16 protein-coding genes and 1 pseudogene are annotated in these 19,449 nt (G+C 66.1%); 15 read left to right on the forward strand and 2 right to left on the reverse strand.

Annotation, left to right across the window (positions count from 1 at the left end; all coding sequences use genetic code 11):
• Nucleotides 1-20 precede the first annotated feature (20 nt).
• From ACKI1H_RS13960 to bglX, 6 genes and pseudogenes are all read left to right on the forward strand, one after another.
• Nucleotides 21-896, forward strand: a complete 876-nt coding sequence (locus tag ACKI1H_RS13960; protein WP_138212803.1) for a PHP domain-containing protein — start codon at nt 21-23, stop codon at nt 894-896.
• Nucleotides 893-1,522: an L-threonylcarbamoyladenylate synthase gene (locus ACKI1H_RS13965; protein ID WP_138522477.1), complete on the forward strand. Its 630-nt coding sequence runs from the start codon at nt 893-895 to the stop codon at nt 1,520-1,522. Before ACKI1H_RS13960 ends, ACKI1H_RS13965 begins: the two co-directional genes overlap by 4 nt.
• Nucleotides 1,523-1,583: 61 nt before the next feature.
• On the forward strand, nt 1,584-2,798 hold the full coding sequence (locus ACKI1H_RS13970) for a tryptophan--tRNA ligase (protein WP_138522475.1): 1,215 nt from the start codon (nt 1,584-1,586) through the stop codon (nt 2,796-2,798).
• 331 nt (nt 2,799-3,129) lie between these two features.
• Nucleotides 3,130-3,888: pseudogene (locus tag ACKI1H_RS13975) on the forward strand (segregation and condensation protein A); the annotation flags it as partial.
• Nucleotides 3,889-4,100: 212 nt separating this feature from the next.
• Nucleotides 4,101-5,132, forward strand: coding sequence for an SMC-Scp complex subunit ScpB (scpB, locus tag ACKI1H_RS13980; protein ID WP_440468638.1), 1,032 nt, complete (start codon nt 4,101-4,103; stop codon nt 5,130-5,132).
• A 217-nt stretch (nt 5,133-5,349) separates the two neighbouring features.
• A complete protein-coding gene (bglX, locus tag ACKI1H_RS13985) occupies nt 5,350-7,647 on the forward strand; it encodes a beta-glucosidase BglX (RefSeq protein ID WP_440468863.1) in 2,298 nt (765 codons plus the stop codon).
• Nucleotides 7,648-7,706: 59 nt separating this feature from the next.
• On the opposite strand, the gene ACKI1H_RS13990 is transcribed toward bglX, so the two are convergent.
• Nucleotides 7,707-8,486, reverse strand: a complete 780-nt coding sequence (locus ACKI1H_RS13990; protein ID WP_440468639.1) for a hypothetical protein — start codon at nt 8,484-8,486, stop codon at nt 7,707-7,709.
• Nucleotides 8,487-8,662: 176 nt separating this feature from the next.
• Between ACKI1H_RS13990 and ACKI1H_RS13995 the strand changes: the two genes are divergently transcribed.
• Nucleotides 8,663-8,845, forward strand: coding sequence for a DUF1289 domain-containing protein (locus ACKI1H_RS13995; RefSeq protein WP_138522465.1), 183 nt, complete (start codon nt 8,663-8,665; stop codon nt 8,843-8,845).
• A gap of 98 nt (nt 8,846-8,943) precedes the next feature.
• Here ACKI1H_RS13995 and gap read toward each other — a convergent pair whose 3' ends face one another.
• Entirely contained in the window at nt 8,944-9,948 is a 1,005-nt protein-coding gene (gene gap, locus ACKI1H_RS14000; protein ID WP_440468640.1) for a type I glyceraldehyde-3-phosphate dehydrogenase, read from the reverse strand.
• Between the two features lie 128 nt (nt 9,949-10,076).
• On the opposite strand from gap, the gene edd reads away from it, so the two are divergent.
• From edd to ACKI1H_RS14040, 8 genes are all read left to right on the forward strand, one after another.
• On the forward strand, nt 10,077-11,903 hold the full coding sequence (edd, locus tag ACKI1H_RS14005) for a phosphogluconate dehydratase (RefSeq protein WP_440468641.1): 1,827 nt from the start codon (nt 10,077-10,079) through the stop codon (nt 11,901-11,903).
• Nucleotides 11,904-12,023: 120 nt separating this feature from the next.
• Nucleotides 12,024-13,022, forward strand: coding sequence for a glucokinase (locus ACKI1H_RS14010; RefSeq protein ID WP_440468642.1), 999 nt, complete (start codon nt 12,024-12,026; stop codon nt 13,020-13,022).
• Between the two features lie 47 nt (nt 13,023-13,069).
• On the forward strand, nt 13,070-13,804 hold the full coding sequence (locus tag ACKI1H_RS14015; protein ID WP_138522457.1) for a response regulator: 735 nt from the start codon (nt 13,070-13,072) through the stop codon (nt 13,802-13,804).
• Nucleotides 13,805-13,823: 19 nt separating this feature from the next.
• Nucleotides 13,824-15,245: an ATP-binding protein gene (locus ACKI1H_RS14020; protein WP_138522756.1), complete on the forward strand. Its 1,422-nt coding sequence runs from the start codon at nt 13,824-13,826 to the stop codon at nt 15,243-15,245.
• 358 nt (nt 15,246-15,603) lie between these two features.
• Nucleotides 15,604-15,969, forward strand: coding sequence for an endonuclease domain-containing protein (locus tag ACKI1H_RS14025; RefSeq protein ID WP_138522455.1), 366 nt, complete (start codon nt 15,604-15,606; stop codon nt 15,967-15,969).
• Nucleotides 15,970-16,318: 349 nt separating this feature from the next.
• Nucleotides 16,319-17,581, forward strand: a complete 1,263-nt coding sequence (locus ACKI1H_RS14030) for an ABC transporter substrate-binding protein (protein ID WP_440468643.1) — start codon at nt 16,319-16,321, stop codon at nt 17,579-17,581.
• Nucleotides 17,582-17,683: 102 nt separating this feature from the next.
• Complete coding sequence (locus tag ACKI1H_RS14035; protein WP_138522451.1) at nt 17,684-18,610, forward strand: carbohydrate ABC transporter permease; 927 nt, start codon at nt 17,684-17,686, stop codon at nt 18,608-18,610.
• Nucleotides 18,603-19,448 (forward strand): carbohydrate ABC transporter permease, encoded by an 846-nt coding sequence (locus ACKI1H_RS14040; RefSeq protein WP_440468644.1) that lies wholly within the window; start codon nt 18,603-18,605, stop codon nt 19,446-19,448. Before ACKI1H_RS14035 ends, ACKI1H_RS14040 begins: the two co-directional genes overlap by 8 nt.
• The last annotated feature ends 1 nt before the right edge of the window (nt 19,449 follow it).

Here is a 19,449-nt window from a genome sequence, read left to right on the forward strand (position 1 = left end):
CTGTATTCCCTGGAAGCCCCATGCGAGTCGATCTGCACTGCCACAGCACCGCGTCCGACGGACAGCTCAGCCCGACGGCCCTGGTCGAGCGTGCCCATGGGCGCGGCGTGCGCGTGCTGGCGCTGACCGACCACGACACCCTTGACGGCCTGCCCGAGGCGCGTCGCGCCGCGCAGGCGCTGGGCATGGAGCTGGTAGACGGCGTCGAGGTGTCCTGCACCTGGGGCGGGGCGACCATTCATGTGCTGGGCTACGGTTTCGACGTGACGGCCGAGCCGCTGGTGAAGGCGCTGGACGACCTGCACCGTGCCCGCTGGACCCGCGCCGAGGAAATCGGCAGGCGCCTGGAGGCCAAGGGGATGCCCGGCGCCTTCGAGGGCGCGCGGGCGATCCAGGCCGAACTGGGCGACAGCGAGAACGCCCCGGCGCGCCCGCACTTCGCCGAGTTTCTTTTGCGCCAGGGCTACGTCAAGGACCGCGCCGAGGCCTTCCGCAAGTGGTTGGGCGCCGGCAAGCTGGGCGACGTCAAGCAGCACTGGCCGAGCCTCGCCGACGCCGTCGGCACGCTGCGCGCGGCGGGCGCCTGGATCAGCCTGGCGCATCCGTACCAGTACGACTTCACCCGCACCAAACGGCGCAAGCTGGTGGCCGACTTCATCGCCGCCGGCGGCCATGCGCTGGAGGTCTGCAACGGCCCGCAGCCGGCCGAGCAGGTCGGCGTGCTGAGCATCCTCGCCCGCGAATTCGGCCTGATGGTCACCGCCGGCAGCGACTTCCACGGCCCCAGCGACTGGTCGGAGCTGGGCCTTTACCGGAGCGTGCCGGAAGACCTGGCGCCGCTCTGGCCGCGCTTCGCCAGCGCCGAGAACGCCATCGGGATCAAGGAGACTCCATGAGCCAGTTCTTTCAGATCCACCCGGAAAATCCCCAGGCGCGCCTGATCAAGCAGGCCGTGGAGATCGTCCGCCAGGGTGGGGTGATCGTCTATCCCACCGACTCGTCCTACGCGCTGGGTTGCCGCATCGGCGAGAAGTCAGCCGTGGAGCGCATCCGCCACATCCGCCGGCTGGACGACAAGCACAATTTCACCCTGGTCTGCCGCGACCTATCCGAACTCGGCCTCTACGCCAAGGTCGACACCGGCCTGTTCCGTCTGCTCAAGGCGCACACACCCGGCCCCTATACCTTCATCCTCAACGCCACCCGTGAAGTGCCGCGCATGCTGCTGCACCCCAAGCGCCGCACCATCGGCCTGCGCGTGCCGGCCTGCCCGATCGCCCTGGCGCTGCTGGAGGAACTGGGTGAGCCGCTGATGAGCGTCAGCCTGATCCTGCCCGGCCAGAGCGAGCCGCTGAACGATCCGTACGAAATGCGCGATTCGCTGGAACACCTGGTCGACCTGATCATCGACGGCGGTTTTGGCGGCGGCGAGGCCTCCACCGTGATCGCCCTGACCGACGAAGACCCGGTGGTCGTGCGCGTCGGCTGCGGCGACCCGGAACCCTTCATGGTCAACGCCTGAACACGCCCGGAGTGCTGGCTATACTCCCTCGTCCCATCGCCGAACCCGCGAGGTTGACCGCTTGACCAGCGTCGAATCCCTGCGCCGTGTGCTGTCCGGCATGCGCCCCACCGGGCGCCTGCACCTGGGGCATTACCATGGCGTGCTGCAGAGCTGGGTGAAATTGCAGCACGAGTACGAATGCTACTTCTCCATCGTCGACTGGCACGCCCTGACCACCGAGTACGACGAGACCGCGAGCATTCGCCAGCACGTGCGCGACATGGCCATCGACTGGTTGGCGGTGGGTGTCAGTCCCAGCGCCGCGACGATGTTCATCCAGTCCCAGGTGCCCGAGCATGCCGAGCTGCACTTGTTGCTGTCGATGATCTGCCCGCTGTCCTGGCTGGAGCGCGTGCCGACGTACAAGGAGCTGCAGGAGAAGCTCAGCCACAAGGACCTCTCGACCTTCGGCTTCCTCGGTTACCCGCTGCTGCAGGCTGCTGACATCCTGATCTACCGTGCCGGCCTGGTGCCGGTGGGCTCGGATCAGTTCGCCCACGTCGAATTCACCCGCGAGATCGCCCGCCGCTTCAATCACCTGTACGGCGGCGAGGTGGACTTCGAGGACCGTGCCCAGACCGCCATCGCCCGCCTGGGCAAGAAGACCGGCAAGCTCTACAGCAGCCTGCGCCGCGCCTGGCAGGAGCAGGGCGACGCCGAGGCGCTGGAAACCGCACGTGCGCTGCTCATGGAGCAGCAGAGCCTGACCCTGGGCGACCGCGACCGACTGTTCGGCTACCTCGAAGGCAGCAGTCGGGTGCTGCTGCCCGAGCCGCAGACCCTCACCAGCCACGCGCCGAGGATGCCGGGGCTGGACGGGCAGAAGATGTCCAAGTCGCACCACAACACCATTGCCCTGCGCGACAGCCCCGCGGTAATCGAGGAGAAGATTGCGCGCATGCCCACTGACCCGGCGCGCGTGCACCGCCGCGATCCGGGCGATCCGGAGCGTTGCCCGGTGTGGCAGTGGCACCTGATCTACTCCGACGACGGCTGCCGCCAATGGGTGCAGGAAGGCTGCCGCAGCGCCGGGATCGGCTGCCTCGACTGCAAGCGACCGCTGATCGAATCGATCCTCCACGAACTGGTGCCGATCCAGGAGCGCGCGCTGGACTACGAGGACAACCCCGAGCTGGTGCGCAGCATCCTCGCCGAAGGCGCCGAACGAGCCCGCGAGGCCGCGCGGGAGACGCTGGTGGAGGTACGCCATGCCATGGGGCTTTCCTACCGTTGAGCGCTGAGTTTTGTAGGAGCGAGCTTGCTCGCGAACCCGGCTCCGCTGCCGGGGCCTGTTCGCGAGCAAGCTCGCTCCTACAGAAGAACCTTTCGTGCAGCGGGATGCGACCCCGTCCATCCCTTGCGCCAAAAGCCTCTCCCGCTGCCGGCAAAAGCAGGGATAATGCCGCCTTCGAACCCCAGCGCCTGACGAGTGGCCGATGAGTGACCTGACCGAGCCGGAAGCCCCCGCCGCCGCCCCTGAATACCAGGTGCCGGTACAGCTGGCGCTCGTCTACGGCGAGGCCCTGACGGAGATGCCGCAGGACCTGTACATCCCGCCGGACGCCCTGGAGGTCTTCCTCGAAGCCTTCGAAGGCCCGCTCGACCTGCTGCTCTACCTGATCCGCAAGCAGAACATCAACATCCTCGACATCCCCGTGGCGGAGATCACCCGCCAGTACATGGGCTATGTCGAGCTGATGAAGTCGGTGCGCCTGGAGCTGGCCGCCGAGTACCTGGTAATGGCTGCCATGCTCGCCGAGATCAAGTCGCGCATGCTGCTGCCTCGCTCGGCCGAGTCCGAGGAAGAAGAGGAAGACCCGCGTGCCGAGCTGATCCGTCGCCTGCAGGAGTACGAGCGTTTCAAGAAGGCTGCCGAAGACCTCGACGAATTGCCGCGCCTGGGCCGCGACTATGTAGTGCCCACCGTCGCTGCACCGGATGCGCGGGCACGCAGGCTGCTGCCGGAAGTGGACATGCAGGAGCTGATGCTGTGCATGGCCGAGGTGCTGCGCCGCGCCGACCTGTTCGAAAGCCATCAGGTCACCCGCGAGATGCTGTCCACCCGCGAGCGCATGACCGAGATTCTCGAACGTTTGAAGGGCGAGGGCTTCGTGCCTTTCATCACGCTGTTCCGCGTCGAGGAAGGCAAGCTGGGCGTGGTGGTGACCTTCATGGCGGTGCTGGAGCTGGTCAAGGAACAGCTGGTAGAGCTGGTGCAGAACGAAGCCTTTGCGCCCATCCACGTCCGCGCCCGCACGGAAGTGCAGGAAGGCGCCGCCCGTTTCGGGGAAACATCGGAAGACGTGCTGGAGGAGGGCGACGAAGATGTCTTCGAGCCGCGCGAGGAGCCGCCGGCCGAACTGACCTTCGAGGATGGGCACTTCGACGGCCCGGAGGGCGAGGCTGCCCTGGATGAACAACTCGACGGCGAGCCGGAAGACCAGCCACTCTGATCCGCCAGCGTTGCCCTGGCGCCTCGCTTTGAGTAGCTTTCCCGCCTGAACGGCCAATCCTTCCCCTTGACCCGAGCTTCCCGATGAATCTCTCCGACCCGCAAGAACTGGCGACCCTGCTCGAAGGCATCCTCCTGGCTGCCGGCAAGCCCATGTCGCTGGAGCGTCTCGGCGAGCTGTTCGAGGAGGCCGAGCGCCCTGAGCCGCAGCAGTTCCGCGATGCGCTGGCGGTGCTGAGCCTGTCCTGCTCCGGGCGTGCCTTCGAGCTGAAGGAAGTCGCCACCGGCTACCGCCTGCAGGTGCGCGAGAAGTTCGCCTCCTGGGTTGGCCGGCTCTGGGAAGAGCGCCCGCAACGCTATTCCCGTGCGCTGCTGGAGACCCTGGCGCTGATCGCCTACCGCCAACCCATCACCCGTGGCGAGATCGAGGAAATCCGCGGCGTTGCGGTGAACACCCAGATCGTCAAGACGCTGATGGAGCGCGAGTGGATCCGCATCGTCGGTTACCGTGAAGTCCCCGGCCGCCCCGCCATGCTCGCCACCACCCGCACCTTCCTCGACTACTTCAACCTCAAGAGCCTGGAAGACCTGCCGCCGCTGGCCGAGCTGAAACTGATGGAACCCGAGCCGCAGCCGATCCTCGAGGACATGGCACCGGTGGCCAGCCTGCCGAGCCCCGAGGAGTACGACGAGGATTACGTTCCGCCGTCCCTGCAGGCCCTGGCCGACCAGGCCGTGCGCGATGCCGGCGAGGAGCCGGAGCCCGCGCCGCCGGAGGAGCCGAAGGAGGAAACCAGTTTCCGCAGCCTGCTCGCCGAGCTGGACGAGATGGAGCAGGGCCTGAAGACCGATTTCGACGACCTGATCGACCGCCCGCCGAGCGACGACGAAGACACCGGGGTGGACGCCGATTTCAGCGGTGTTCATGCGCTGCCGGAGGTCGAGCCGCAGGGCGAAACCGAAGCACCTGCCCAGCCCGAAACGGAAACCGAGCCCGAAGCGGCCGCGACACCGCCGGCCCCGGCGCCGGTGGAGGACGAATGGGACGAAGAGCGCGCCCTGCGCGAAGCCATGCTCGAGGAAATGGAGTTCAATGCGCGCAATCGCGATCATTGAACCCAGGTTTTGGCGCATTTGACCGAGGCTTTCCAGCCGTTCGGTGATTGACTTCCGCCCTCGGCGCGACGACCTTATGTGCCGCGTTCGCAAGGCGCTGGCGGCAACACCCGGGGATGCCGCCCGATCAACCGCCCTGACGACGTCTCTCGACAACACTCCACAGTGGCCTGGCGCCTCGCGCAGGCTGCTGAGTACCCATATGAAAAGAACTCCAATCAGCCGTATCTGCTGGCTCGGCCTCCTGCTGGGCCTGAGCAGCGCTTCGCTTTCCGCCGCCCAGGCGCCTGCCGCCGCACCCGCCGTGCCGCTGGCCGGCCAGTCGAAGGAGGCCTTCCTCGACAGCCTGATGCAGCGCATGACGCTGGAAGAAAAGATCGGCCAGCTTCGCCTGGTCAGCGTCGGGCCGGACCATCCCAAGCCGGTACTGCTGAAGGAAATCGCCGAAGGCACCACCGGCGCGGTGTTCAATACCGTGGTTCGCCCGGGCATCCGCGACCTGCAGGACGCGGCCATGAAGAGCCGCCTGAAGATCCCGCTGTTCTTCGCCTATGACGTGGTCCACGGCCACCGCACCGTGTTCCCCATCGGCCTGGGCCTGGCGGCGAGCTGGGACCTGGCCGCCATCGAGCGCAGCGCCCGCGTCTCGGCCATCGAGGCCAGCGCCGACGGCCTCAACCTGACCTATTCGCCCACCGTCGACATCGCCCGCGATCCGCGCTGGGGCCGTGTCTCCGAAGGCTTCGGCGAAGACGCCTGGCTGACCAGCAAGGTCGCCGCCGCGGTGGTCAAGGGCTACCAGGGCAAGGGCCTGAACCAGCCGGAAACCATCATGGCCGGGGTCAAGCACTTCGCCCTGTACGGTGCTGGTGAAGGCGGCCGCGACTACAACACCGTGGACATGAGCCCGCAGCGCATGTTCCAGGACTACCTGCCGCCGTACCACGCGGCCATCGATGCCGGCGCCGGCGCGGTGATGGTCTCGCTGAACAGCATCAACGGTGTGCCGGCCACCGCCAACAAGTGGCTGCTGCAGGACCTGCTGCGCAAGCAGTGGGGCTACAAGGGCCTGACCCTGAGCGACCACGGCGCGGTGCTGGAGCTGATCAAGCACGGTGTGGCGGCCACCGAGCGCGACGCCACCCAGGCAGCGATCAACGCCGGCGTCGAAATGAACATGAACGACGACCTCTACGGCAAGCACATGCCCGAGCTGCTCAAGGCCGGGCTGATCAGCCAGGACGAGATCGACCGTGCCTGCCGCGACGTGCTCGCCGCCAAGTGGGACATGGGCCTGTTCCAGGACCCGTACCGCTACCTGCAGGGCAAGGACCCGGTGGACACCGACGCCGAGGAGCGCCTGCACCGCGCCGACGCCCGCGAGATCGCGCGCAAGGGCATGGTCCTGCTGAAGAACGAAGGCGGCGTGCTGCCGCTCAAGCGTGACGGCGTGATCGCCCTGATCGGCCCGCTGGCCGACAGCAAGCGTGACGTGATGGGCAGCTGGTCCGCCGCCGGCAAGGCCTTCCAGGCCGTGACCGTGCTCGAAGGCATGGGCGCCGCCACCCGTGGCCATGCCGCGCTGCTCTACGCCAAGGGCGCCAACGTCACCGACGACCCCGAGATCGTCAAATACCTCAACGAGTACAGCGAAGACGTGAAGGTCGACTCGCGCAGCCCGAAAGCCATGATCGACGAGGCCGTCGAGAAGGCGAAGCAGGCTGACGTGGTGGTGGCCGTGGTCGGCGAATCCCAGGGCATGGCCCACGAGGCGTCGAGCAAGACCAACCTGCATATCGCGCAGAGCCAGATCGAGCTGCTCAAGGCCCTCAAGGCCACCGGCAAGCCGCTGGTACTGGTGCTGATGAACGGCCGGCCGATGGACCTGCGCTGGGAAAGCGCCAACGCCGACGCCGTGCTGGAGACCTGGTTCAGCGGCACCGAGGGCGGCAACGCCATCGCCGACGTGCTGTTCGGCGACTACAACCCGTCGGGCAAGTTGACCATGACCTTCCCGCGCTCGGTGGGCCAGGTGCCGATCTACTACAACCACCTGAACACCGGCCGCCCGTTCGACCACGAGCACCCGAACAAGTACACCTCGCGCTACTTCGATTCGGAGAACGGCCCGCTGTACCCCTTCGGCTACGGCCTGAGCTACACCGACTTCAGCGTCTCGGACGTGAAGCTGTCGGGCAGCAAGCTGAAGAAGGGCGACCAACTGACTGCCAGTGTGACCGTGAAGAACACCGGCAAGGTCGCCGGCGAAACCACCGTGCAGCTCTACCTGCGCGACGTCGCCGCGTCCATCAGCCGTCCGGTCAAGGAACTCAAGGGCTTCAGCAAGATCCTGCTGCAGCCGGGCGAATCGAAGGTGGTGCAGTTCCCGATCCGCGAAGAAGACCTGCGCTTCTACGACAGCCAGCTGCGCTATGCCTCGGAGCCGGGCGAGTTCAAGGTCTACGTCGGCCTGGATTCGGACAACGTGAAGGAGCAGAGCTTCACGCTGCTCTAAACGCTACTCGCTGCTGTAATCGAAAACGCCACGGCTGGCCCAGCCGTGGCGTTTTACTGTCAGGCGGCTTTTACCGACCTGCGGGTGTGCAAGCCGATCAACCAGCGCATCGCGCCCTGAACCAGCAACGCCAGCAACGCCGCCTCGGCAAAGCTGGGCAGGCTGGCGTTGTCCGGCAGGCGCAATGCCAGCCACAGGCAGAAGGCTGCGAAGGCCGGGCGCCCGGTGACCATGCCGCGCAGCAGGGTGATGACAAAGCCCGCGCCGTGCAGGCGCTGCGACGACACGCAGAGCACGATGGAGAGCAGCGGGAACACCGCCAGTAGACCGCTCCAGCTTGGCCCGGCCCAGCCGGCGAGGGCGGTGACGGCTAATGTCAGCAGCGCACCGGCCAGCATGCGCAGGCTCAGTTCGAAGCGGCCCAGCGCAGCGACCGTGGCGGGAAGCTCAGCACGAGGCATGAACAGCTGACTGGTCAGTGCGCCCAGCGCCGCAGCCATCAGCGCCCAGAAGGGCAGGGCGGGCATCTGCGTCAGTCCCCAGGCGGCTATCAGCCAGGCGAGCATGGAACCGGTCAGTGCCAGAGGCCAACGATAGCGTCGGCACAACCAGGCATAGGCGAAGTTGAAGGCCTCCGAGGCGAAGATTGCCGCCAGCGCCAGCAACGCAGCCCGGGCGCCAAACTCGCGGCCGTGCTCCACGGTGATCAGGTAGAGGATGGGCCCGGCAATAGCCGGGAGGGCGGCCAGGCAGCCGGCGATGGTCGGCCCCCACCAGCGCCCGGCAAGGGACACCAATAGCAGGAACAGCGGAACCAGGGTGAGCTTGAGGGCGAGCATCAGCGAAGCCGGAAAGCGTGGAGGGCGGATTCTAGCAAGGCGCGCGCCCTTCGATTGCCCGCTTCGATAACCCGCGTCGATGGCGCCGATGGGAAAATCGAGTTGGACCTTGGCCGTTAGCGGGTGTCCATTGTGCAGGCCCACTGACGTTCACCCATCGAGGCGAGAGGAAGTCCGTGAAGAGTCCGTGCATCAAGGTCTGCGAGTTCGAACAGGGCATTTGCCTGGGTTGCGGTCGCAGTCGCGAGGAAATCAAGGCGTGGAAGCGCGTCGATCACCTCGGCCAGGAGGCGATCCTGGCCGAGGCGGACATGCGTCTGCTGGTGCTGGAGGCGCAGGGAAAAAGGCTTTATCGCTGATCGGCGTTCGGCGTGGCGGCTGTTCGCGAGCAAGCTCGCTCCTACGAAGAGCCAGCGCTCCGCCCCCTGTAGGAGCGAGCTTGCTCGCGAACCTCGCTTCACCCCCGCGCCGCAGCCATCGCCCGCGCCGCATCCAGCATGCGGTTGGAGAACCCCCACTCGTTGTCGTACCAGGCCATCACCTTCACCAGCCGGCCGTTCACCCGTGTGTGGCTGGCGTCGAAGATGGCGGAGCGCGGGTCGTGGTTGAAGTCCACCGACACCAGCGGCTGGCGGTTGAAACCGAGGATCGCCGAGGTCTCGCCGGCTCGCTCCATCAGTTCGTTGATCTCCTGCGCGCTGGTGTCGCGGGCGACCTGCAGCGTGAGGTCCACCAGTGACACGTTGATCACCGGCACCCGCACCGCCAGGCCGGTCAGCTTGCCCGCCAGTTCCGGCAATACCAGGCCCACCGCTTCGGCGGCGCCGGTCCGGGTCGGGATCATCGACTGGGTCGCCGAACGCGCGCGGTACGGGTCGCTGTGGTAGACGTCGGAGAGATTCTGGTCGTTGGTGTAGGCATGAATGGTGGTCATCAGTCCGTGCTCGATGCCCAGCTCGCGGTGCAGCACCTGGGCCACCGGCGCCAGGCAGTTGGTGGTGCAGGAGGCGTTGGAGACGACCTGATGTTCCGTGCGCAGGATGTTGTCGTTGACGCCGAACACCACCGTGGCGTCCACGCCTTGGCCGGGAGCGGAGATCAGCACCTGCCGCGCGCCGGCGGCCAGGTGCGCAGCGGCCTTGTCGCGAGAGGTGAACAGGCCGGTGCACTCCAGCACGATATCCACCCCCAGCGTCTTCCACGGCAGGTCGGCTGGATTGCGGATGGCCGTGACGGCGATGCGGTCGCCCTCTACCCTGAGGCTTTCGGCGTCATGCTCGACGTGGCCGGTGAACTGCCCGTGCACGCTGTCGTACTGGAACAGGTGGGCGTTGATCGCGGCGTCGCCGAGGTCATTGATCGCCACCACTTGCAGGTGCTGGCGGTAGGCGCCCGAGTAGAGCGCGCGGAGCACGTTTCGACCGATGCGGCCAAATCCGTTGATAGCCAGGCGTATAGTCATGAAGGTCGTCTCTTTTCTTTTGTTGTGGTAAAAACCATTAAATTTCCACGTCGTTGAAAAGTAAACGCCTTGGAATAAACAATTATGTTGTAAAAACAACAACCGATAGTCTGTAGGAGAATGCTGCCATGCACCCCCGTGTGCTTGAAGTCACCCAGCGCATCCAGGCCCGCAGCGCGTCCACGCGACAGCGCTACCTCGATCTGGTCAAGGCAGCCGCCACCAAGGGCCCGCACCGCGGCACGCTGCCCTGCGGCAACCTCGCCCACGGCGTCGCGGCCTGTGGTGATTCCGACAAACAGGCGCTGCGGCTGATGAACCAGGCCAACGTCGCCATCGTCTCCGCCTACAACGACATGCTCTCCGCGCACCAGCCGCTGGAGCGCTTCCCGGAGCTGATCAAGGACGCCCTGCGGCAGATCGGCTCGGTCGGCCAGTTCGCCGGCGGCGTGCCGGCCATGTGCGATGGCGTGACCCAGGGCGAGCCGGGCATGGAACTGTCCCTGGCCAGCCGCGACGTGATCGCCATGGGCACTGCCATCGCGCTGTCGCACAACATGTTCGATGCCGCCCTGTGCCTGGGCGTGTGCGACAAGATCGTCCCCGGCCTGCTGATCGGCTCGTTGCGCTTCGGTCACCTGCCGGTGGTGTTCGTGCCAGCCGGCCCCATGCCCACTGGCATCTCCAACAAGGAGAAGGCCGCGGTGCGCCAGCTGTTCGCCGAAGGCAAGGCCACCCGCGAGGAGCTGCTGGCCTCGGAAATGGCCTCCTACCACGCGCCGGGCACCTGCACCTTCTACGGCACCGCCAACACCAACCAGTTGCTGGTGGAAGTCATGGGCCTGCACCTGCCGGGCGCCTCCTTCGTCAACCCGAACACCCCGCTGCGTGACGAGCTGACCCGCGAAGCCGCCCGCCAGGCCGCGCGCCTGACCCCGGAGAACGGCCAGTTCGTGCCCATGGCGGAGATCGTCGACGAGAAGGCCATGGTCAACTCGGTCGTGGCGCTGCTGGCCACTGGCGGTTCGACCAACCACACCCTGCACCTGCTGGCCATCGCCCAGGCCGCCGGCATCCAGCTGACCTGGCAGGACATGGCCGACCTCTCCGAGATCGTGCCGACCCTGGCGCGCATCTATCCCAACGGCCAGGCCGACATCAACCACTTCCAGGCGGCGGGCGGCATGTCCTTCCTGATCCGTCAGCTGCTCGATGGCGGCCTGTTGCATGAAGACGTGCAGACCGTGATGGGCAAGGGGCTGCGCCGCTACCAGCAGGAGCCTTTCCTCGACGGCGGCAAGCTGGTCTGGCGCGAAGGCCCGGCGGCGAGCCTGGACGAGAACATCCTGCGCCCCATCGACAAGCCGTTCTCGCCCGAGGGCGGCCTGCGCCTGATGGAAGGCAACCTCGGTCGTGGCGTAATGAAGGTCTCCGCTGTCGCGCTGGAGCACCAGATCGTCGAAGCCCCGGTGCGCATCTTCCACGACCAGTCGAGCCTGGCCGCGGCCTTCAAGGCCGGCGAGCTGGAGCGTGACCTGGTGGCCGTGGTGCGCTTCCAGGGCCCGCGCGCCAATGGCATGCCGGAGCTGCACAAGCTCACGCCGTTCCTGGGCGTGCTGCAGGACCGCGGCTTCAAGGTGGCGCTGGTCACCGATGGGCGCATGTCCGGCGCTTCCGGCAAGGTGCCAGCGGCCATCCATGTCTCCCCGGAAGCCCTCAACGGCGGCCCGCTGGCCAAGCTGCGCGACGGCGACGTGGTGCGCGTCGACGGCACCACCGGAGAACTGCGCGTGCTGGTGGACGCGGCGGAATGGGAAGCCCGTCCGCTCGTGGAAACGCCGGTCATTGATAACCTCGGCATGGGTCGCGAGCTGTTCGCCTTCATGCGCAATGCCTTCAGCCCGGCGGAGCAGGGCGCCTGCAGCTTCACGGCCGAACTGAACGGTCCGAGCTGACCCGTCCAACGTCCTGTGTGACGGACTGCCTGTCCGTCGCACAGGACGTTTCCGCCGCTGTCCTATGCTGGCATGATCCCGCGCCGCACCTTTCACCCAACTTCCAGGCCCGAGCCCGCGATGAACTCCAATAACGCTCAGTCCTTTTCCAACGGTTTCGCCCTGGTCGGCGACATCGGTGGCACCAATGCCCGCTTCGCCTTGTGGCGCGGTGAAGTCCTCGAATCCATCCAGGTCCTGGCCTGCGCCGACTATCCGCGCCCGGAAGACGCCGTGCGCGACTATCTGCAGCGCGTGGGCCAACCGTTGTCGGCTGTCGAAAATGTCTGCCTGGCTTGCGCCGGCCCTGTCGGTGCGGGTGACTTCAAGTTCACCAACAACCACTGGGTGATCCGGCGCGAGTCATTTCGCGCCGAGCTGGGCCTGAGCCACCTGCTGCTGGTGAACGACTTCAGCACCATGGCCTGGGCGGCCTCGCGGCTGTCGGAAGAGCACCTGGTACAGGTGCGTCCCGGCAAGGCGCTGGAAGGCCGCGCCAAACTGATCATCGGCCCGGGCACCGGACTGGGCGTCGGCAGCCTGATGCCGTTGCCGAGTGGCGGCTGGGAAGTGCTGCCCTGCGAAGGCGGTCACGTCGACCTGCCGGTGACCTCCGAGCGCGACTTCGCCCTCTGGCAACTGCTGCGCGAGAAGTACGGCCACGTCTCGGCCGAACGCGTGCTCTCCGGCAGTGGCCTGGAAAACCTCTACCGCATGAGCTGCCAAATCGATGGTGTGGAGCCTGCATGCGCCACCGCCGCCGAGATCGGCGAGCGCGCCATGGCCGGCGATGCCTACGCCGACGCGGTGCTGGAGCACTTCTTCCTCTGGCTGGCACGGGTCGCCGGCAACGCCGTGCTGACGGTCGGCGGGCTGGGTGGCGTCTACATCACCGGCGGCATCGTCCCGCGCTTCCTCGAGCGCTTCCAGCGCAGTGGCTTCGCCGAGGCCTTCCGCAGCCGTGGCAAGACCAGCGGGCCCTACCTCGATCCGGTTCCGGTGTGGGTCATGACGGCGGACCATCCGGGCCTGTTCGGTGCCGGTGTTGCCCTGGAGCAGGCGCTGCGCAACGAAGGTTGATTCCACGCTCCATCCCTGAAGAACAACAAGAACGAAGGACGCCCGAAGTGAACCAGCCTGCCCGATCCATCCTGCTGGTGGACGACGACCAGGAAATCCGCGAGCTGCTGGAAACCTACCTCAGCCGCGCCGGTTTCCAGGTGCGCGCCGTCGCCAATGGCGCGGACTTCCGCCGTGCGCTGTGCGACGAGGAATCCGCCCTGGCGATCCTCGACGTGATGCTGCCCGACGAAGACGGTTTCAGCCTGTGCCGCTGGATCCGCTCGCACCAGCGCCACGCCTGCATGCCGGTGATCATGCTCACCGCCAGCTCCGACGAGGCCGACCGCGTGGTGGGCCTGGAGCTGGGTGCCGACGACTACCTCGGCAAGCCCTTCAGCCCCCGCGAGCTGCTGGCGCGGATCAAGGCGCTGCTGCGCCGCGCGCAGTTCACCCAGGTGCGCGGCGGCGAAGTCATCGCCTTCGACGACTGGCGACTGGATACCATCAGCCACCGGCTGTTCCACGAGGACGGCGAGGAGCACTTCCTCAGTGGTGCCGACTTCGCCCTGCTCAAGCTGTTCCTCGACAACCCCCGGCAGATACTCGACCGCGACACCATCGCCAGCGCCACCCGTGGTCGCGAGGTGATGCCGCTGGAGCGCATCGTCGACATGGCCGTGTCGCGCCTGCGCCAGCGCCTGCGTGACACTGGCAAGCCCGCTCGACTGATCCAGACCGTGCGCGGCAGTGGCTACCTGCTGGCCGCCCAGGTTCGCCCACACCTCGCCGGCCATGAGTGAACGCCGTCGCTGGGCCCTGGTGCCGCGCTCGCTGCTCGGTCGCATGCTGTTGCTCACCCTGCTGGCGGTGTTGATTGCCCAGGGTCTGTCGAGCCTGTTCTGGATTTCCCACCTGCGCACCAGCCAGCGCGACGGCCTGCTCACCAGCTCTCGTAGCCTGGCCTACTCCATGGCCGCCAGCGTCAGCTACTTCCGCTCTTTGCCCATCGGCTACCGTCCCTTGGTGCTCGACCAGTTGCGCAGCATGGGCGGCACGCGCTTCTTCGTCTCGCTCAACGAGCGCCCGCTGAACCTGCGCGCGTTGCCCGACACGACGAACAAACAGGCGGTGATCGACATCGTGCAGGACGTCCTGCACCAGAAGCTGGGCAAGGACGTCGAGCTGCAGGTGGAATTCGTCAGCCCCGATGACCTGCGGCTGTTCAACGGCGAGCTGAAGCTTGAGGAACTGCCGCGTTCCTGGGCGCACTATGCGCTGACCCTGGAGCCGGTGAACCCGCCGGTACTGGTCACGCAGATTCGTATCGGTGAAAGCGAGTGGCTGTACATCGCCAGCCTGATGCCGGCGCCGTACGTCACCCTGGAGCCGGAAGGCCTGCCGCCGCAGCAGGTGATTTCCATCGCTTTTACCAGCCTGCTGTTGCTGCTGTTCACCGGCCTGCTGGTGCACTGGCAGAGCCGCCCGCTCAAGCGCCTGGCCCGCGCGGCCCGTGACATCGCGGTCGGCAGCCCGGACCAACCGCTGGAGGAGAGCGGGGCGAGCGAGCTGGTGGAAGTTTCCCGAGCCTTCAATACCATGCGCGAGCGCATCGACCGTTATGTCAACGAGCGTGGCCAGTTGTTCAGCGGCATCTCCCACGACCTGCGTACACCCATCACCCGCCTGCGCCTGCGGGTCGAGCTGCTGGAGGATGAGCAGGCGCAGGAGAAATTCAGCCACGACCTCGACGAGCTGGAGCTGCTGGTGAAGGGCGCGCTGCAATGCGTGAAGGATACCGACATCCATGAGAACATCGAGCCGGTGGACCTCAACCAGTTGCTGCAATACGTCGCCGGCCCCTACATCGCCGATGGCCGCGTCGAGGTGCTTGGCGCCGCGCTGGAGGCCTATCCGGGCAAGCCGCTGGCGCTCAAGCGCTGCATCGGTAACCTGCTGGACAATGCGCTGAAGTACGGCGAGCGCGCGCAACTGAGCATCGAGGACGATGCCGATGCCGTGGTCCTGCACGTCGACGACCAGGGCCCCGGCGTGCCGGAACAGCGTCTGGAGAAAGTCTTCGAGCCGCGCTTCCGCCTCTCCGAGCGCGGCCAGGGGTACGGGCTTGGCCTGGGCATCGCGCGGAACATCGCGCACACGCACGGTGGCGAAGTCACCCTGCAGAACCGACGCGAGGGCGGGCTGCGGGTCACGTTGCGCTTGCCGCGCCTGGAGGTGGAGTAGGGCGCTCTGTTTCCGGCGGACACTTCGGAGTGCATGGATACCATTGCCCTCTCCCTAACCCTCTCCCTGAAGGGAGAGGGGACCGTTCGGAGCGGGCGCGGACAATGGGGTTCTCCCGAAGCAATTGCCTGTATGAGTGCAGCACCTACAGACCGCTCGGAAAGCTCCCTCTCCCTGAAGGAAGGGAGCTCTTCGGTATGATCCCGGACAATGGAGTTCGCCCGAAGCAATTGTATGTATGAGCGCAAACGCCCACAGCCTGTTCGGAAAGCTCCCTCTCCCTTCAGGGAGAGGGCTGGGGAGAGGGCGGTGGGTGGTGGCACTAGCCTCCAGCAGTACTCCCGCTGGAGCTCCGCCAATGTCATCCCACCTCACCCAATATTCAAAACAACTCCGCACAGACCAGACCGAAGCCGAACGCGCCCTCTGGCACCATATACGGGGCCACCGCTTCCTCGGCCTGAAATTCCGCAGGCAGAAAATCATCGGCCCCTACATCGTCGATTTCATTTGTCACGAACGCATGTTGATCATCGAACTGGATGGTGGGCAGCATCTGGATTCTTCCACCGACCGTGAGCGTGATGCTTGGCTCAAGAGCAGGGGTTTCACGGTGCTGCGTTTCTGGAATCATGATGTGCTGTTGAAGATGGATTCGGTGCTGGAGGCGATACGACTGATGCTCGAATCGGACTCCGTGCCCTCGCCCCAACCCTCTCCCTGAAGGGAGAGGGGGCCGCTCGGAGCGAGAGGCGAGGCCTCGGCGTCAGCCGGCTCCCCATAGATAGTTGGAAGCTGCGACGGCATCAGGCGAGCTGCATACCTGGCACGGCTGAGGACAGCTCCCTCTCCCTTCAGGGAGAGGGCGGGGGAGAGGGTGGTGGGGCGGAGTTCAGTACCCCAGGACACATTCGAAAACGCTCACCCAATACAGCGCTTCACAGCAAGCCCAAATGTCACCGAGCGGTGACAATCAAAGATCGCTTCGTTACCCGGAGACCGGAATGCCTTGGATAGACTCGGACCATCGCAAGCGCAGACTTGCCTCCAATAACAAGAACAAGGTGCTCCCCATGAATGCGATCCGTCGCCTGTCGGCCGCCATCTGTCTGTCCTCTTTCTGTCTCTCCCCCCTGCTGGCCCACGCCGGTGAAGTCGAAGTGCTGCACTGGTGGACGTCGCCCGGTGAAAAGCGCGCCGCCGAAACCCTGAAGAAACTCGTCGAAGCCAAGGGCCACACCTGGAAGGACTTCGCCGTTGCAGGCGGCGGTGGCGAGGCGGCCATGACCGTGCTGAAGACCCGCGCCGTGTCCGGTAATCCGCCGGCCGCCGCGCAGATCAAGGGGCCGGACATCCAGGAGTGGGGCGAGCTGGGCCTGCTCGCCGACCTCAACGACGTCGCTGCCGAGGGCAAGTGGGACCAACTGCTGCCGCCGCAGGTGGCGCAGATCATGAAGTACAAGGGCGACTATGTGGCCGTGCCGGTCAACGTGCACCGGGTCAACTGGCTGTACATCAACCCGGAAGTCTTCAAGAAGGCCGGCGCCACGCCGCCGACCACCCTGGATGAATTCTTCGCCGCCGCCGACAAGCTCAAGGCTGCCGGCTTCACGCCGCTGGCCCATGGCAGCCAGCCGTGGCAGGACGGCACCCTGTTCGAGAACCTGGTGCTCAGCAAGATGGGCCCTGAAGGCTACCGCAAGGCCTTCGTCGAGCTGGACAAGGAAACTCTCACCGGCGCGCCGATGGCCGATGTCTTCGCCGCGCTGAAGAAGCTGCACAGCTATGTCGACGCGGACGCTGCCGGTCGCGAGTGGAACGTCGCCACCGGCATGGTCATCAATGGCAAGGCCGGCATGCAGATCATGGGCGACTGGGCCAAGAGCGAGTTCACCGCTGCCGGCAAGGTGGCGGGCAAGGACTACCAGTGCCTGCCTTTCCCTGGCACGCAGAAGGCCTTCGACTACAACATCGACTCCCTGGTGATGTTCAAGCTGAGCAACGCGGAGAATCGCAAGGCACAGGAAGACCTGGCCCGCGCGGTACTCGACCCAGCCTTCCAGAAGGACTTCAGCCTGAACAAGGGTTCGATCCCGGTGCGACTGGACGTCGACATGACGCCCTTCGACAGCTGCGCCCAGCAGTCGATGAAGGACTTCAAGGCCGCCTCCGCCGACGGCAACCTGGTGCCGAGCATGGCCCACAGCATGGCTGCCTCCAGCTACGTGCAGGGCGCGATCTTCGACGTGGTCACCAACTTCTTCAACGACCCCGCCGCCGACCCGCAGAAGGCCGCGCAGCAACTGGGCGCCGCCATCCAGGCCGCCGCGCAGTAAGGCGCTCGCCGGCTCCGTGATGGAGCCGGCTTCCTGATTCCCCAGAACGATTCCGGGCCGCCACGGCAGCCCGGGCGGGCTCACTCATCCTCGAGAAAGCAGATGGCGACCCAATCTCCGACTTTTCCACCCGCCGCCAGTCCCCGCGCTTCGCTGCTCGATGGCCTGCAGGCCTGGCTGCCGAAGCTGGTGCTGGCCCCGAGCATGCTCGTGGTGCTGGTCTGCGTGTACGGCTACATCGGCTGGACGCTGCTGCTGTCCTTCACCAATTCGCGCTTCATGCCGGCCTACACCTGGGCCGGCCTGAGCCAGTACCTGCGCCTGTGGGACAACGACCGCTGGTGGGTGGCGAGCAAGAACCTCCTGCTGTTCGGCGGCCTGTTCATCGGCGTCTGCCTGGTGCTGGGCGTGTTCCTCGCGGTCCTGCTGGACCAGCGCATTCGTCGCGAAGGCTTCATCCGCACCGTGTACCTGTACCCCATGGCGTTGTCGATGATCGTCACCGGCACCGCCTGGAAGTGGCTGCTCAACCCCGGCCTGGGCCTGGACAAGCTGCTGCGTGACTGGGGCTGGACGGGCTTTCGCTTCGACTGGCTGGTGGACCCGGAGCGGGTCGTCTATTGCCTGGTGATCGCCGCCGTTTGGCAGGCCTCGGGTTTCGTCATGGCGTTGTTCCTCGCTGGCCTGCGCGGGGTCGACCCGGCCATCGTGCGTGCCGCCCAGGTCGACGGCGCGAGCCTGCCGACCATCTACCTGCGCATCGTCCTGCCGAGCCTGCGCCCGGTGTTCTTCAGCGCGCTGATGATCCTTGCGCACATTGCCATCAAGAGCTTCGACCTGGTGGCCGCGATGACCGCCGGCGGGCCCGGCTATTCCTCCGACCTGCCGGCGATGTTCATGTACGCCCACACCTTCACCCGCGGCCAGATGGGCCTGGGCGCGGCCAGCGCGATGCTGATGCTGGGCGCCGTGCTGGCCATCGTCGTGCCGTACCTGTACTCCGAACTGCGGGGCAAGCGCCATGACTGATGCGACCCTCAAACCCGCCTTCAGCTTCAGTCGCCTGGCGGTGTACGCGACCCTCTGGGGCGCCGTGGCGCTGTACGTGATCCCGCTGCTGGTGATGCTGCTGACCAGCTTCAAATCACCCGAGGACATCCGCAACAGCAACCTGCTGGCGCTGCCGGAGGTGTTCACTGCCATCGGCTGGGTGAAGGCCTGGGGCGCAGTGGGCGACTACTTCTGGAACTCGGTGAAGATCACCGTGCCGGGTGTACTGATCTCCACTTTCATTGGCGCCATGAACGGCTACGTGCTGTCGATGTGGCGCTTCCGCGGCTCGCAGCTGTTCTTCGGCGCGCTGCTGTTCGGCTGCTTCCTGCCGTTCCAGGTGATCCTCCTGCCGATGTCCTTCACCCTCGGCAAGCTGGGCCTGGCCAACACCACCACCGGCCTGGTGATGGTCCATTGCATCTATGGCCTGGCCTTCACCACGCTGTTCTTCCGCAACTACTTCGTGGCGATTCCCGATGCCCTGGTGAAGGCCGCGCGGCTGGACGGCGCCGGCTTCTTCACCATCTTCCTGCGCATCCTGATGCCCATGTCCACGCCCATCGTGATGGTCTGCCTGATCTGGCAGTTCACCCAGATCTGGAACGACTTCCTCTTCGGCGTGGTGTTCGCCAGCGGCGATGCCCAGCCGATCACCGTGGCGCTGAACAACCTGGTGAACATCAGCACCGGGGTGAAGGAATACAACGTCGACATGGCCGCCGCGATGATCGCTGCGCTGCCCACGCTGGTGGTCTATGTACTGGCCGGCAAGTACTTCGTGCGCGGGCTCACTGCCGGCGCCGTCAAAGGTTGAG

Source organism: Pseudomonas sp. YH-1 (assembly GCF_051990045.1).
Classification (GTDB): Bacteria; Pseudomonadota; Gammaproteobacteria; order Pseudomonadales; family Pseudomonadaceae; genus Pseudomonas; species Pseudomonas nicosulfuronedens.

Bases quoted from the DNA above. Each gene is read 5' to 3' on its own strand.
- edd (WP_440468641.1), top strand. From the start codon at position 10,077: ATGCACCCCCGTGTGCTTGAAGTCACCCAGCGCATCCAGGCCCGCAGC.
- ACKI1H_RS13960 (WP_138212803.1), top strand. From the start codon at position 21: ATGCGAGTCGATCTGCACTGCCACAGCACCGCGTCCGACGGACAGCTC.
- ACKI1H_RS14025 (WP_138522455.1), top strand. From the start codon at position 15,604: ATGTCATCCCACCTCACCCAATATTCAAAACAACTCCGCACAGACCAG.
- ACKI1H_RS14030 (WP_440468643.1), top strand. From the start codon at position 16,319: ATGAATGCGATCCGTCGCCTGTCGGCCGCCATCTGTCTGTCCTCTTTC.
- ACKI1H_RS14035 (WP_138522451.1), top strand. From the start codon at position 17,684: ATGGCGACCCAATCTCCGACTTTTCCACCCGCCGCCAGTCCCCGCGCT.
- ACKI1H_RS14040 (WP_440468644.1), top strand. From the start codon at position 18,603: ATGACTGATGCGACCCTCAAACCCGCCTTCAGCTTCAGTCGCCTGGCG.
- gap (WP_440468640.1), bottom strand. From the start codon at position 9,948: ATGACTATACGCCTGGCTATCAACGGATTTGGCCGCATCGGTCGAAAC.
- ACKI1H_RS13990 (WP_440468639.1), bottom strand. From the start codon at position 8,486: ATGCTCGCCCTCAAGCTCACCCTGGTTCCGCTGTTCCTGCTATTGGTG.
- scpB (WP_440468638.1), top strand. From the start codon at position 4,101: ATGAATCTCTCCGACCCGCAAGAACTGGCGACCCTGCTCGAAGGCATC.
- ACKI1H_RS14010 (WP_440468642.1), top strand. From the start codon at position 12,024: ATGAACTCCAATAACGCTCAGTCCTTTTCCAACGGTTTCGCCCTGGTC.
- ACKI1H_RS13965 (WP_138522477.1), top strand. From the start codon at position 893: ATGAGCCAGTTCTTTCAGATCCACCCGGAAAATCCCCAGGCGCGCCTG.